Annotated in this window: 14 protein-coding genes; 8 read left to right on the top strand and 6 right to left on the bottom strand. The window is 60.5% G+C overall.

All coding sequences use genetic code 11. The annotated features are described in order from the left end of the window. Nucleotides 1–44 precede the first annotated feature (44 nt). From BLW03_RS11035 to BLW03_RS11015, 5 genes are all read left to right on the top strand, one after another. Nucleotides 45–797 carry a gamma-glutamyl-gamma-aminobutyrate hydrolase family protein gene (locus BLW03_RS11035; protein WP_074654050.1) on the top strand — a complete coding sequence of 251 codons (753 nt, stop codon included), beginning with the start codon at nucleotides 45–47 and terminating at the stop codon, nucleotides 795–797. Continuing rightward, a complete protein-coding gene (gene rsmG, locus BLW03_RS11030) occupies nucleotides 798–1,412 on the top strand; it encodes a 16S rRNA (guanine(527)-N(7))-methyltransferase RsmG (RefSeq protein WP_074654049.1) in 615 nt (204 codons plus the stop codon). 164 nt (nucleotides 1,413–1,576) lie between these two features. Further along, nucleotides 1,577–2,401, top strand: coding sequence for a ParA family protein (locus tag BLW03_RS11025; protein WP_074654048.1), 825 nt, complete (start codon nucleotides 1,577–1,579; stop codon nucleotides 2,399–2,401). 30 nt (nucleotides 2,402–2,431) lie between these two features. Continuing rightward, nucleotides 2,432–3,346 carry a ParB/RepB/Spo0J family partition protein gene (locus tag BLW03_RS11020; RefSeq protein ID WP_074654047.1) on the top strand — a complete coding sequence of 305 codons (915 nt, stop codon included), beginning with the start codon at nucleotides 2,432–2,434 and terminating at the stop codon, nucleotides 3,344–3,346. A gap of 72 nt (nucleotides 3,347–3,418) precedes the next feature. Next, a complete protein-coding gene (locus BLW03_RS11015) occupies nucleotides 3,419–4,198 on the top strand; it encodes a methyltransferase family protein (RefSeq protein WP_074654045.1) in 780 nt (259 codons plus the stop codon). On the opposite strand, the gene BLW03_RS11010 is transcribed toward BLW03_RS11015, so the two are convergent. From BLW03_RS11010 to BLW03_RS11000, 3 genes are all read right to left on the bottom strand, one after another. Further along, nucleotides 4,195–5,280, bottom strand: coding sequence for a glycoside hydrolase family protein (locus tag BLW03_RS11010; RefSeq protein ID WP_083350724.1), 1,086 nt, complete (start codon nucleotides 5,278–5,280; stop codon nucleotides 4,195–4,197). The two genes, BLW03_RS11015 and BLW03_RS11010, sit on opposite strands and share 4 nt — an antisense overlap. A 127-nt stretch (nucleotides 5,281–5,407) precedes the next feature. Further along, nucleotides 5,408–5,719: an HU family DNA-binding protein gene (locus BLW03_RS11005; protein ID WP_074654044.1), complete on the bottom strand. Its 312-nt coding sequence runs from the start codon at nucleotides 5,717–5,719 to the stop codon at nucleotides 5,408–5,410. A 288-nt stretch (nucleotides 5,720–6,007) separates the two neighbouring features. Further along, a complete protein-coding gene (locus BLW03_RS11000) occupies nucleotides 6,008–6,706 on the bottom strand; it encodes a DUF2461 domain-containing protein (RefSeq protein WP_074654042.1) in 699 nt (232 codons plus the stop codon). A gap of 87 nt (nucleotides 6,707–6,793) precedes the next feature. On the opposite strand from BLW03_RS11000, the gene BLW03_RS10995 reads away from it, so the two are divergent. Beyond that, a complete protein-coding gene (locus tag BLW03_RS10995) occupies nucleotides 6,794–7,729 on the top strand; it encodes an SPFH domain-containing protein (protein WP_074654041.1) in 936 nt (311 codons plus the stop codon). A 195-nt stretch (nucleotides 7,730–7,924) separates the two neighbouring features. Next, the gene (locus tag BLW03_RS10990) at nucleotides 7,925–8,764 is read left to right on the top strand and encodes an SGNH/GDSL hydrolase family protein (protein ID WP_074654040.1); all 840 of its coding nucleotides are present in this window, start codon (nucleotides 7,925–7,927) and stop codon (nucleotides 8,762–8,764) included. Between the two features lie 500 nt (nucleotides 8,765–9,264). Here BLW03_RS10990 and BLW03_RS10985 read toward each other — a convergent pair whose 3' ends face one another. Together BLW03_RS10985 and BLW03_RS10980 are read right to left on the bottom strand one after the other, a co-directional pair. Then, nucleotides 9,265–10,182, bottom strand: a complete 918-nt coding sequence (locus BLW03_RS10985; protein WP_074654039.1) for an NADP-dependent oxidoreductase — start codon at nucleotides 10,180–10,182, stop codon at nucleotides 9,265–9,267. A gap of 39 nt (nucleotides 10,183–10,221) precedes the next feature. After that, entirely contained in the window at nucleotides 10,222–10,743 is a 522-nt protein-coding gene (locus BLW03_RS10980) for an SRPBCC family protein (RefSeq protein ID WP_074654037.1), read from the bottom strand. Nucleotides 10,744–10,934: 191 nt separating this feature from the next. Here BLW03_RS10980 and BLW03_RS10975 point away from each other — a divergent pair, with 191 nt between their 5' ends. After that, nucleotides 10,935–12,101, top strand: a complete 1,167-nt coding sequence (locus BLW03_RS10975) for a threonine aldolase family protein (RefSeq protein WP_170835021.1) — start codon at nucleotides 10,935–10,937, stop codon at nucleotides 12,099–12,101. Here BLW03_RS10975 and BLW03_RS10970 read toward each other — a convergent pair. Beyond that, complete coding sequence (locus BLW03_RS10970) at nucleotides 12,098–12,964, bottom strand: class I SAM-dependent methyltransferase (RefSeq protein ID WP_074654036.1); 867 nt, start codon at nucleotides 12,962–12,964, stop codon at nucleotides 12,098–12,100. The two genes, BLW03_RS10975 and BLW03_RS10970, sit on opposite strands and share 4 nt — an antisense overlap. Nucleotides 12,965–12,982 lie beyond the last annotated feature (18 nt).

Here is a 12,982-nt window from a genome sequence, read left to right as displayed (position 1 = left end):
CGCAGAGCCGTCTCTTAGAGCTAGCAGTCGTAGAATCACCAGTGATGAGCAAGCCACGCATCCTTATTCCTGTCCCGACCAGCTTCGACGAGCCGTACAACACCGCAAACTGGATGAACTATGCTGCTGCGGTCACCGCTGCCGGTGGCGACCCGGTTCGACTGGAACTGACTCACTCCGCTTCCGAGATCGACACGCTGGTCGATGCAGCGCAGGGCATCCTGCTTCCCGGCAGCGGCGCGGACGTCGACCCGTCTCACTATGGCCACGACCGAATCCCGGAATGCGCCGAGGCGGATGACCTGCGGGAGGAGACGGACAAGGCCCTCTTCGCCGCGGCAGAGCGTACACGCAAGCCCCTGCTGGGGATCTGCTTCGGAACGCAGTCGATGAATGTCTTCTACGGCGGCACGCTGCATCAGGACATTGACCCTGTGCCCGTCAACCATCGCGCTGGGCGTGCTGTGATTACCGCACATTCGATCCTGTTCCCGGTCGATAGCCGACTGGGGCGCATTCTTGCTGAATCTGCAGAAAGCACCCCGGAAGATGATAAATTTTCGCGTCTCTCCGTGAACTCGAGCCACCATCAGGCGATTGCCATTGCGGGCGCCGAGCTTCGTGTGGTCGGGCGCTGCCCAGCGGACGCCGTTATCGAGGCGGTGGAGGGTGCTGATCCCAACCACTGGCTGATTGGCGTGCAGTGGCATCCGGAACGGACAACCGAGACAAGCGCCGCCTCACGTGCGCTTTTTGCAGCCTTCCTGCAGGTTGCGGAAACGACGTCGGCCCGGTAGATGCCCGCTCTGTCCGAGATTCGCATCGCTGAACTCCTGGAACCCTACCTCGCGGAGGGTCCAGCCCTTGCAACCGACCTTGTACCTCGCGTCAGCAAGTATCTGGACCTTCTGATGCTCTGGAACGCCCGCACCAATCTCACGGCGATCCGCGATCCCGAACAACTGGTCCAACGGCAGATTGGTGAGAGCCTCTTTGCAGCCCGCTTCGTGGATATTCCTGGCACGTTGATGGATTTCGGCTCCGGCGGCGGATTTCCGGGCATTCCGCTCCAGATCGCGCTGCCGACTCTGCGGGTGACTCTTGCGGAGTCGCAGGGCAAGAAGGCCAGTTTCCTACGCGAGGCCTTGCGGTCCCTTGGATTGAACGCGGAAGTCTGGTCGTCACGCGTGGAGTCCATGCCAGCGGACCGGGTATTCGGGGTGGTGGCGATGCGTGCGGTCGATCAGGCTGCCGCAATGTTGCCCATCGCCCAGGAGCGCGTGGCGCCGGAAGGCAAACTTCTTAGGTATCTGCCGGCGAGTGAGGAAAGCCTGCTTGCGGGATGGAGCCTGATCGAGGAAGCGGTCGTCCCGTCCTCGCAGGGCCGGATAGCCTGCTGGAAACGCGTGTAGCGATGTTCCACGTGGAACGTCTGAGCTGGCCTGACCTCAATGTTCCACGTGGAACATCTTTCTTCTATCCCTCGGCCACGTTCCACGTGGAACACTCGTCCCCGGTGTTCCGCGGCTGGCACTCCCGGCCAGCCACTCGCCCCTGCTACTCTTGGCGAAGAGACATGGGAAAAGTCATCGCAATTGTTAACCAGAAGGGCGGCGTCGGTAAGACCACGACAGCCATCAACCTGGCCGCAGCTATCGCACTCACCGGCCTGGACACACTGCTGGTGGACTGCGATCCGCAGACCAACGCCAGCGGCGGCCTCGGCATCTCCCGCGACATGGAACGCATGTCCACGTACGACGTGCTGCTGGGCGACTGCACCGCGGAGGAAGCTGTCGTCGCCACGCAGGTCGAACACCTCTCTGTCATCCCCAGCAGCAAAGACCTGATCGGTGCGAACTTCGACCTTGCACAGCAGGAGCGGCGCGAGTTCCGCCTGAAGGAAGCGCTCGATTCCATCCGGGAGCGCTACCCCTTTATACTGCTCGACTGCCCACCCGCACTCGACCTGCTGACGCTGAACGCGCTGGTCGCTGCCGACACCCTGCTGGTCCCCATGCAGGCGGAATACTTCGCTCTGGAAGGCATCTCGGAACTGACCGGCACGCTGGATCGCGTCGCTGCAGCTTTCCAACCGGAGCTTTCGCTTGAGGGCGTAGTCCTCACCATGTATGACCCACGCACTTCGCTTTCGCAGCAGGTATCGGAGAATATCAAGGGCTTCTTTGGGGACAAGCTTTTCACGACGACGATTCCTCGCAATATCCGTGTTGCCGAGGCGCCGAGCCACGGCCTGCCGGTCGTCATGTATGACCCGAAGTCACGAGGTGCCGAGGCCTATCGCGACTTGTGCCGCGAGCTGCTGGCACGCAACGGCGTCTTCACCATCGCGGGGAATCCAGCCGGTACGGTTATCCACGAATCCGATCCCGACGAGTAATCTGCAGTCCAGCATCCAGGAGTTTGAACGATGTCCAGCACCAAAGCACCCGATACGAAGCGCCGCGCCCTGGGCCGAGGCCTTGAGGCCCTGCTGCCCAGCCGCCAAGCCACCCCGCCGCCGCCCGCACCCGCTCCGCCGGTGGTTGAGAACTCGGGCAAGCCGCTTGAGGTTGACGTCACTGCGATTGATCGCAATCCCTACCAGACCCGCACGCGCTTCGACGAGGCCGCTTTGGAGGAATTGTCGCAGTCCATCGCGGCGACGGGCGTCGTTCAGCCCATCATCGTTCGGGCTCTTGGCAAGGGCCGCTACCAGTTGATCGCAGGCGAGCGCCGCTGGCTGGCTTCGCAGCGTGCCGGCAAGCCAACGATCCCAGCGGTGGTTCGCGAGGTCTCGGATGAGCAGGCGATGGAGATGACCATCGTCGAGAACCTGCAGCGAGCTGACCTGAACCCAATGGAACAGGCGCGTGCTTATGACCGGCTGAGCCGCGACTTCAAGATGACGCAGGACCAGATGGCGAAACGCACCGGCAAGGATCGAGCCTCTGTCTCGAACTTCCTGCGGTTATTGCGCCTTCCGGAGGCTGTGCAGGGGAAGGTGGAGGCGGGAGACCTGTCCTTTGGACACGCGCGAGCGCTGCTTGCGCTGGAGTCTGAGGCGCAGATGATGGCGGCCGCGCAGAAGATCGGCGCTCTCTCCATGTCGGTTCGGCAGACCGAGAGCTACGTCAAGAACCTGCTGGATCCGGAGCGAAAGATCGGGCGCATCGAGGCGACCGCACCGGACATCGACGCCAATGTGAAGGCTGCACAGGATCAGTTACAGAGATCGCTGGGCCTGAAGGTTCGGATCGAGGATACGCGAGGTAAAGGTCGAGTCGTCATTGAATACAGCAACCTTGAAGATTTCGACACACTTCTGGCGACCCTCTCCCATTAGCCTTAAGTCGTTGATTACAAACATTTTGTACCGCAAAAGAAAAAGATTGAGACGTCTCAGAAAATGCGATTGATGCGTGCCACTGCCTTTGAATACAAACATCGTTACCTGGTCCACGGGCTGATCTACACCCTGTGTTTCGCTTCCCCCTGGCCGGATTACCACAACGGTGTTGCAGGCCTGAGACACATCTCGATCTGGGGCTTTGTGCGGAATGGCAGCACCTGGTTCCGCATCTCGGATGCTTTGACACGCCCGCTCTATGAGCACTTCGCCTCCGCGTGGAACACCGTGCTGGTGTTCATGATCCTCTTTGCGTTAGCCGGCGCGGCTCTGCGTGTGTGGGGAGCGGCGTACCTGGGTGCGACCACCGTGCAGCGCGGTGGCATGGTTGGCGACCGCATCGTTGCGGATGGCCCATACCGCTACGTCCGCAACCCGCTTTACCTTGGCACCATCCTGCACACCTTCGCACTGGCGATGCTGATGCGACCGGACGCTGCGGTGATCTGCGTGAACCTGATCATGTTGGTGCAGCTCCGCCTGATCGGTCGCGAGGAGCCTTACCTGCGCGAACGCCTGGGAGAGGCCTACAGCGCCTACCTGATGGAAGTGCCGCGCCTGGCGCCGTCGTTGCGCGCGATGACCGCACCCGCGCAGAGCAAGCCGGATTGGAAGCAGGGCTTCCTCAGCGAGATCTACGTGGTCGGCACCGCCGTCACGCTGGCCGCCGTGGGTTGGTCGAACGGCTTTGGCTGGGAGGCTTCGGTACTGCGCGTGATGCAGGGCATCGTCATCTCGCTGGGCATCTCGGTCGCGGCGCGCGCGTTCATTCCGAAGGCCACGTTCTAAAGCCCGCTGAGTTCCCTTTCAGTCCATGCGCGCGATCGTGCGACAGAGATGCCGCGCACACTGTGTTTCCGGTCGCCGCCAACTGCGCAATAGAAGTGATACAGATCGCCCGCATGACTGACGACGGACGGCTTGTGCGCGTAGATGCCGTCGACTGAGCCGGGCTCACCCACGTCGATCAGCGGCACGCGGGTCTGGGTTGCGTGGAATAGGTCCGGCCCGGTCGCCACCAGTTCGCGCGCAACGCCTTTGTTGTCCAGGCCGAAGTAGAAGTAAGCCCACTCCCCGCCATTCTTCAACACACACGGATCGCTGGCAAAGTGCGCGTCCGCTGAGCCCTCCGGGCCATTCTTCAAAATAGGATTACCGCTGTGCCGCTGCCACGTCTTCAGATCGGTCGAAACGGCGACGCCTGTCTGCTCGTGCCAGCCGCCCGTTGTGTGGTCCTTCGCGTTGTAGAACAGATAGAACCTGCCACCGTCGCGTAGCAGGCATGGCTTGTAAAGGCCGCCACGCTCCCAGTCTGCGCCTTCTTCCGGCCGAAGGATGGTTGGGCCCGCCGTCCAATGCAGGCCGTCGTCACTGAAAGCCAGGCCGATTACGGCTGCGCCACTCTCATACCCCTCGCTGGGATACGCATGGTAGGCACCGACGAACTGACGGGTAATGCCGGGTGCCGATACCCGCTGAATGTTTCCCTCGGAGTGGAGGTCGTTCTCACGCAGGATCCAGTTCATGGCCACGTTGAACTTCAACACCGGGTTAGAGGGATCGCGCTTCAGAATGGCGCCGAGATTCTTCCAGTGGATCAGGTCCTGCGACGAAGCCAGGCCCGTCTGGTAGCCCGTGCCATCGAAGGCCACGAAGGTCATGTACCAAAGGCCGTTGTGGCGATAGACAAACGGGCAGTCAACCGACTTCTCATCGAAGGCCCCCTGCGTGTTCGAAGGTCCAAGCACCAGGCGGTTCAGCTTGAAGGGCGTCTCCAGCGAGCGCGGTGATGCGGCTGCCGGAAAGGCATTCGAGGCAACTGCCATTGACGTCATACCGACAAAGCCGCGGCGCGTGAGGGAGATACGCATGCGCACCATTCTGCACCTGTGGTCAAGCCTCCGGCAAAAGAGAGACGCCGCAGTGCACAAGGCACTACGGCGTCTCTGTTGTTCCATGCAGCGCGTACCTTCTCAAAGTGAGAGCGGCACGAAGCGACTACTTCTTGGCTGCAGCAGCCTTAACGGGTGCGATCGCGTCCTTGGCAGCCTTGGCTACGCGGAACTTGACCACGGTCTTGGCCTTGATCTTGATGGCCTCGCCCGTCTGCGGGTTGCGGCCGGTGCGAGCCTTGCGCTCAGCCTTTACCAGCTTGCCCAGTCCGGGAATGGTGAACTCGCCATTCTTCTTGGTCTCTTTGACTGCGGTCTGTGCCAGCAGATCCAGGAAGCCTGCAACCTGCTTGGTGGGCAGCTCGGTTGCGTCGGCCATCTGGCGGATAAGTGCTGTCTTTGTGAGTCCCTTTGCCATTTGTGTTGCTCCTTTTACGTGCAGAACTGTGATGCGGCGCGGGTGGGGCGCGTATGACGTACGGCGATCGCTTTCGTTACCCATCGCGAATTCGCCGGCACCGGTGAAAATCTCCAGTGTTCATGCGGGTTCCCGCAACCGTTCCGCATATCACGATGGACTTTTGTGGGCACGTTGTCAACGGACAAACTTCTGGTTTTCGCGGTTTTCTTCGGCTTTTAGCGGGATTCTTGTGGAAAGGTGTCCGAAATGGTTCCGAATCGGGCGAATTCACCGTATTTGCGGGGTCTAAAACATACTTCGGCGCGGTGCGGAGGCTCGCAGAAGCGGCGCATTGAGTAGTGCAACCACCGGCGCCATGGCGCGAAATCGCTTGACGATCTCCGGTACCAACTGCGGCGTAAGTGCAAGATCGCCCGGTAGGGTCGCTGACAAAGCCCACTGGCGGCAGAGCAGCAGGTCCGCTGCAGGATCCTCCGCAGCAAAGCCCTTTGGCATGCGTTTGAGCGGATTGCTGTCGAGATCCGGCATCAGCTTTCGCAGCTTCCTGTCGGCGAGCATCCCTCGCATCGTCGCGTGCTCATGCTGCATGTGCCTGCGAATCGCGAGGAGTTGTTCCGGCTGCGGCATGTAGACACCTGCTGCAACAACGACTTCGTCGCCGGCAACATGCGCGTAGAAGCCGCCGCCACTCGTCTTCGCAAGCGACGCGGGAGACCACCATGCGCCCACGTGGGTCTTGTACGGCAGTTTGTTGTTACTGAAACGCGTGTCGCGATAGATGCGGAACATGGCCTTCTTCGCAGGCTTCACACACTCCGGCGCGAAGTCGAGCATTGCTTCGTTGACTTCATCGATCAACGTCAGCCAGGGGAGCTGCACCTCTGCCTCGTAGACGCTCTTACGGTCTGCGAACCATGTGCGATCGTTGTGGCGCTTGAGGCCCTTCAGGAACTTGATACCGGCTGGTGCGAAGTGTGTAGCCATGCATCGTCGATTCTATGCCGCAGCTCCCGCGCGTCAGCTCGACAGCACAGGCGTATCGTTAGGACTCGAAGTACGTGGAGTTCCCTGATGGATCCGGTCCTTGGTGTGGTTCTGCTCGTTCTTGTTTTGGCTCTGCTCATTACTCTGCTGAAGACCCTGTACACCGTTCGCACGTCGCAGGCTGGCGTAGTGGAACGCTTCGGCAAGTTCAACCGCATCGTGCGGCCCGGCCTGCACCTGCTGATCCCCTACGCAGAGCGCGTCGCCTTCGTGGACCTGCAGGTGCAGCAGGCGCAGTTCTCCGTGGAGACCAAGACACGCGACAACGTCTTCGTGCAGATCCCCGTCAGCGTGCAGTATGGTGTGCTGGATGACAAGATCTTCGACGCCTTCTATCGGCTGTCGCGACCGCAGAAACAGATTGAGAGCTTTGTCTTTAACTCCATCCTTGGGCATGTGCCGAAGCTCACACTGGATGAAACCTTCGAGCAAATGAGCGGCATCTCGATCGCCGTGAAGGTTGAGTTGGATGCGACCATGCGCGAGTTCGGCTTCAACATCCTGACGGCGCTCGTCACCGACATCATTCCCGATGCAAAAGTAAAAGCCGCGATGAACGACATCAATGCGGCACAGCGTTCGCAGGTGGCCGCGCAGGCGAAGGGCGAGGCTGACAAGATTCTGAAGGTCAAGCAGGCGGAAGCCGAAGCTGAGAGCAAGGCGTTGCAGGGCAAAGGCATTGCGGCCGAGCGGCAGGCGATCATCGATGGTCTTCGCGCGAGCATTGAACACTTCCGCGAATCTGTTCCGGGTACAACTGCGGAAGATGTGATGGCGCTGGTGCTGCTGACACAGTACTTCGACACGCTGAAAGACATTGGCATGCGTGGTGGCACCAACACACTTTTCCTACCGAATAACCCGGGTGCCGCGAATGACTTTCTGCAGCAGATACTTGCCGGTCTGCGCAGTCAGCCTGCGCATTCCATGAGTGCCGCACCGGCGCCAAAACCACAGAGCTAGAGCACACCTTCCGGAAGAACAACCACCGGACCCGGCTGCCCGCATCTCGCTTTTGAGACGCGGGTTGGATGTCCAGCTTGCGCAGCCTCGCCGCGAACACCCAGCGTGTGAACGAACGCACATCCCTTCAGGATGCGGGGCATCTGCCTTCTAAGGCTGATTGTCCCGGTATACTTGCCACGCTGAGGGGACTCTATGCGTCGGTGCTTCGTACTTTTTCTCGTTGTCTTATCGCCAATTCTTGTCTTCGGGCAAGGCAAGCCGTACACGCAACTGTATGTCTTCGGCGACAGTTACTCGGACAGCGGTGCGGGCTATGTCGATGGCAATGGACCGACGGCGGTCGTGTACCTGGCGCAGCGGCTTAATATTCCTTTCACTTACTTCGGGGATTCAAAGACGAAGAGTGAACATCCCATTCGCGAAGGTCTTAACTTTTCGGTCAGCGGTGCGCGCACGGGCGAGAGCGAAGGCCGACGGTATTCCCATAATGAGCTGCTGGGACGCGGCATGCGAAACCAGGTGAATGACTTTGCCGCCATGGTGAAGGATGGCAACGTGACATTCGATCCCAAGACCACGATGTTCTTTCTGCTGGGCGGCTTGAATGACCGCAGCCTGAAAGATGGTGAGACTGTTGCGAATCTCGAGGGTGAGATTGAGACACTGTACTCACTCGGCGCACGGCGATTTGAAGTCGCGCTGCTCCCGACAAAGATTCCGGCGTTTGCCTCTGCCGGCGAGCGCTTCAACCCGCAACTGGCCGCCATCCCTGGCGATGAGCAAGCCAGGCACAAGGACATTCAGATCTCGAACAGTCACTGGGGCGGCTTCTTCGATGAAGTAATCACTCATCCGGATAAGTATGGCTTTACCAATGTCACGGATAAATGTGCGGGCCGTGCGCTGCGCGACGAAGACACAACTCCCTGCGCAACCCCTGCGACTTACTTCTTCTATCACGACGGTCATCCCTCCACCGCGGCACACAAGGCGGTAGGCGACTTACTCTATGACGAAGCGACCAGGAAGTAAGTCACAACCAAGTGAGTGCCCCGTGCCTCGATTTTGAGACGTGGGTTCGAGAGTTACACAAGTCTGCTGTATATCTGAGTCCACCAGCACAAATGCAAAACCGTCAGAATGACGACGTGTAGTTCGGCTCCCGGCGTCGCCGCCTCGCTCACTTAGTACTTCGCACAGCGGTTCGTGTACGCATCCAGCGGCGGGTAGGTCCGCGACTTCCGGCCCAAAATCTCCAGATGATCGGCCGGTTGTGGACTGAAAGTCGCGACAGACTTTTTCGGGGTAGCCAAACCATCATGCTTCCTGCATTGTGTCGCGTGCCTTCAGCGCGCGGTTCCTTCTTAATCCGTTACCCCAGGGCTTCGCCCTGGGCTGGGAAGTCGCGTGCCTTCAGCCCGCCTTCGTCGCTTCGCTTTCACAGATCAGATGGCCAACGACGGACGGTCCGACAAAGAACCCCACATCTCAAAACCGCGATGTGGGGTTCTTTGTTCGAGCCTGCGCTCTTCCTAAACCATCAGCAACAGAACCTTGCCACCGCTGCCGCCTTTTTCTGCGAACTCCTGCGCTTCGGCCGCTTCGCTCAGTGCGAAGTTACGTACGATGGGCAGCTTGAACTTGCCGTCACGATAATCATCGGCAAACTCGCGCACCTTGCTTGGGTCAGGATGTGCACGGAAGCGCACGAGCTTGATGTCCGGGTGCAGCGCTGCATCGGGTGGCGGCGTAACGACGGTGCCGCAGATGCCGCCTTCCTTGATGTGGATCAGCAAGGGTGTTGTCACCTTGCCGCCGACGGTGTCGGCGATGGCGTCTACCTTGCCCATGTTCCGTACCGCTTCTTCGTCGTCCAGGGCGACCAGTGCATTCGCACCAAGCTCCTTCGCATCGTCGAGCTGATGCTTGCGCACCCCCGCGATGACATGCGCGCCGATCTTCTTCGCGCTGTGAACCGCCGCGCGGCCCACACTTCCCATGGCTCCCGTCACCAGGATGGACTGGCCCTTCTGCAGGGAACACGCCTCACGCACAAGCTGATCGCCTGTGAGTGCAATCAGCGGCAGCGCTGCAGCCTGAATGATGTCGACGCCGTCGGGGATATGCGTGATCTCGTAGCCCTTCACGATCACCAGTTCCGCATAGGTGCCGGTGGTGAGCGCCATGACGCGTTCGCCTTCTTTCACGCCGCGTACGTTGCTGCCAACGGCTCGAACCACACCACTGACGTCGCGACCAAGGATGCCGGGAAAGCTGACGGGAAAGCGCTCCTTCGCTTCGCCCGAACGCATCTTCCAATCTACCGGGTTGATGCTGGTGGCGGCTGCGGCGACCAGCACATCATCTTCACCCACCTCGGGATCGGGGACATCGGTCTCATACTTCAGGTTCTTCGCGGGACCATACTCATACAGCCGGACTGCCTTCATTGCGTGCTCCTGAACTGGCGAAAAGTCTTGCGTGTTTCGCTACGCATGGGATGCGGTCTGCTCGTTCGGCAGATACTGCCGCCATGCGTCACCCTCGGCGATGCGCTTGATGCGGGCGAACCGGCTCCGCATGAGCCGCAGCACATGCGGCACCACGATGTACCTTGCGACAAGCCTGCCTGCCCAGCCGAACGGCAGAGAGAATCGTACTTCATCCTCCAACTGGGTCCCGCCGCGGTCCGGCAGTTCCCGCAGATGGTGGTCATGCTGAAAGGTGCGGAAGCGTCCGTCGAGCATGCTGTCCTGCATGAAGACCGGACGGTCATAGCCGGAGATCCCTGTCACGTGAAAGTGCTTCAACCCAAGTTGCCAGCCCTCCCAGCGCACCGTGTCGCCGTGCTGTACCAGGCCCTCAGTGCGACCGGTGACCGGCTTCATGCCAAGCTCCTCACGCACCAGCGCAATGCTGCAGGTCAGCTGGAAGCAGCGATCAATAGGCGCCTTCACTTCGCCTGTGTCGTGGAGGGTGAAGAAGCCGCCGTCCTGTGTCCACTTCGCCATGATGTGTCTTCCCTGACTACGTCTGATGTTGCGCGGTGCGGTTACGCAGTACGTGAGTATGATGAGTCCACACGCCCCACTCTGCACACACTTATTCGCCACGCTTTCGTGCGGCGCACCCGATCCGGGCAGGCTGCTGCTCTCACGCAGTGGCATTGCCCTTTATGACCTGCAATATGACGGAGACGACCATGGCAGATGCATTCGACCGGAGATCGTTCCTGCTGGGCGCAGCGCCCGCGGCAATCACGGCAGCAGCGCTCACGCAGCATGCGCTGTTGGCCCAGACGATGGTGACACCAGCGCCTCTGCCGCCTGTCGACGACCGTACTGTCTACTTTGCCAGTGACTATCCGAACATCTCGCCGGAAGAGCATATCCGCATGTTCACCGCGGCGCTTGCCAAGCATCCCGGCAAGGAAGACACATACCTCAAAGGCGGCGCGGTGACGGAGCTGGAGCAGAAGTTCGCCGCCATGTTCGGTAAGGAAGACTGCGTCTTCCTGCCGACGGGAACACTCGCCAACAACCTTGCGGCTCGCATCCTGTGCGGCGATCACAAACACCTGATCACGCAGGCGGACAGCCATCTTTACGCGGATGAGAGCGACGGCCCGTCGATTCTGAGCGGCATCACCATGCAGCCTGTCGCGCCGGGCAAGGGCGCGCCCAGCTACGAGGAGTGGGAGGCAGCGGTGCTGGACGCGGAACATCGCGCGTATCCGTTGAAAGTCGGCGCCATCTCCATGGAAAGCCCCGTGCGGCGGCACAACGGGGAGTCGATTCCCTTCGCAACCGTGGAGAAAGTCTGCGCGATGGCAAGAAGCAAGGGCATCGCGACGCACTGGGATGGCGCGCGCGCCTTCATGCTGCTGGGGACGCACGGCTACGATCTTGCCCGCTACGCCGCGCCCTTCGATACTGTCTTCGCATCGCTGTACAAGGCACTGCACGCACCCTTCGGCGGCATGCTGATGGGCACGAAAGAGAAGATGGCGCAGGCGCGCGATCTGCGCCATGTGTTCGGAGGCCTGATCTATCACGGTTGGGTCGCGGCACTGCCTGCGCTCAACGCACTCGACGGCCTGCCGGAACGCTGGAGCAAGGTTCGCTCGAGCGCAGAAGAAGTCATGACGAAGCTGCAGTCATCCGGCGGCTATGCCGTGGAGCGTGTGCCGAATGAGAGCAACATCTTCCTGCTGAAGCCATCGGACGCACGCATGAAGGGATTGCAGGAACGCCTGCTGGCCGCGGACATCCGCATTGCCGCACCGCACAATGGAGCGATCGTCATGTACTTCAATGAGACGATTCTGCGACGGCCGGTTGCGGAGATTGTGAAACCATTCGTCTCCTAGCCGTCTGCTTTCTGCGGCAGCAGGCGCGCGGAAAGCATGTGTGCGCCGCTGCCGAGAGCTCGTAGCTTGCCCACGGCAAAATAGCGCGCGTTCAGCGCGCTGGTATCCAGGTCTTCGATCAACTCCCAGCCCATGCGGCACAGACGTTCGTGGATCGCATCCGGCATGAAGAAGAGCTGGAAGGGTTCGCCTGCCGCGGCGACGCGTGATGCCATGGACTCAAAGGCCATCCGCTCGAACTGCGGCAATGCTTCGGGTGGCAGGCCGTAGTCAAAGATGAGTTCGCTGCCGGGCGCGCATGCTGAGAGGAACTCCATCGTCGCGGTGAAGCCCTCGTCGGTGAGGTAAGGCACCACGCCGAGCCACGCGAAGACTGCGGGTTGCGACATATCGAAGCCCGCCTCGGCCAACTGTTGTGCAAGTGTATCGACGTGGAAGTCAACGGCCACGTGTGTAACGGTCGAAGGCACATCGATCTTCGTGCGGGATAACAGCGAGAGCTTCCACGCCTGCGTGTCCGGATGGTCTACCTCAAAGACCCGCAGGCCCGGATGCTGATTGCGATAGGCGAAGGTATCCAGACCTGCGCCGAGCAGCACGTATTGCGTCACGCCCTGCGTTGCGACCGCATCCGCCAGGGTGTCCTCAGCAAAGCGTGAGCGTCCAACAAGAAACGCGCGCAGACCAACCGAATGCGGACGCGAGGGTGCACGCAAATCCGTACCGCCCAGCTTCTCCGGCGTCATGCCAAGGATGCGCAGCGCCAACGGATCACGAAAGACAATCGGCGAGTCGAAGACCTGGTGCGCCGCCCGTCGTAATGCCACGCGATAGGCCGTGCCCGATGGTTTGCCCTCTTGCATCTCTTCACTGTAATGAGT

The sequence above is a fragment of the Terriglobus roseus genome (genome assembly GCF_900105625.1).
GTDB classification, from domain to species: Bacteria; Acidobacteriota; Terriglobia; order Terriglobales; family Acidobacteriaceae; genus Terriglobus; species Terriglobus roseus_B.
Note: the sequence above shows the minus strand (reverse complement) of the source record. Positions and strands in the feature narration are given on the sequence as shown.

What these genes read in the sequence shown, in the direction of transcription:
- BLW03_RS11035 (WP_074654050.1), top strand. Translation starts at nt 45, where the DNA reads ATGAGCAAGCCACGCATCCTTATTCCTGTCCCGACCAGCTTCGACGAG.
- rsmG (WP_074654049.1), top strand. Translation starts at nt 798, where the DNA reads ATGCCCGCTCTGTCCGAGATTCGCATCGCTGAACTCCTGGAACCCTAC.
- BLW03_RS11025 (WP_074654048.1), top strand. Translation starts at nt 1,577, where the DNA reads ATGGGAAAAGTCATCGCAATTGTTAACCAGAAGGGCGGCGTCGGTAAG.
- BLW03_RS11020 (WP_074654047.1), top strand. Translation starts at nt 2,432, where the DNA reads ATGTCCAGCACCAAAGCACCCGATACGAAGCGCCGCGCCCTGGGCCGA.
- BLW03_RS11015 (WP_074654045.1), top strand. Translation starts at nt 3,419, where the DNA reads ATGCGTGCCACTGCCTTTGAATACAAACATCGTTACCTGGTCCACGGG.
- BLW03_RS11010 (WP_083350724.1), bottom strand. Translation starts at nt 5,280, where the DNA reads ATGCGTATCTCCCTCACGCGCCGCGGCTTTGTCGGTATGACGTCAATG.
- BLW03_RS11005 (WP_074654044.1), bottom strand. Translation starts at nt 5,719, where the DNA reads ATGGCAAAGGGACTCACAAAGACAGCACTTATCCGCCAGATGGCCGAC.
- BLW03_RS11000 (WP_074654042.1), bottom strand. Translation starts at nt 6,706, where the DNA reads ATGGCTACACACTTCGCACCAGCCGGTATCAAGTTCCTGAAGGGCCTC.
- BLW03_RS10995 (WP_074654041.1), top strand. Translation starts at nt 6,794, where the DNA reads ATGGATCCGGTCCTTGGTGTGGTTCTGCTCGTTCTTGTTTTGGCTCTG.
- BLW03_RS10990 (WP_074654040.1), top strand. Translation starts at nt 7,925, where the DNA reads ATGCGTCGGTGCTTCGTACTTTTTCTCGTTGTCTTATCGCCAATTCTT.
- BLW03_RS10985 (WP_074654039.1), bottom strand. Translation starts at nt 10,182, where the DNA reads ATGAAGGCAGTCCGGCTGTATGAGTATGGTCCCGCGAAGAACCTGAAG.
- BLW03_RS10980 (WP_074654037.1), bottom strand. Translation starts at nt 10,743, where the DNA reads ATGGCGAAGTGGACACAGGACGGCGGCTTCTTCACCCTCCACGACACA.
- BLW03_RS10975 (WP_170835021.1), top strand. Translation starts at nt 10,935, where the DNA reads ATGGCAGATGCATTCGACCGGAGATCGTTCCTGCTGGGCGCAGCGCCC.
- BLW03_RS10970 (WP_074654036.1), bottom strand. Translation starts at nt 12,964, where the DNA reads ATGCAAGAGGGCAAACCATCGGGCACGGCCTATCGCGTGGCATTACGA.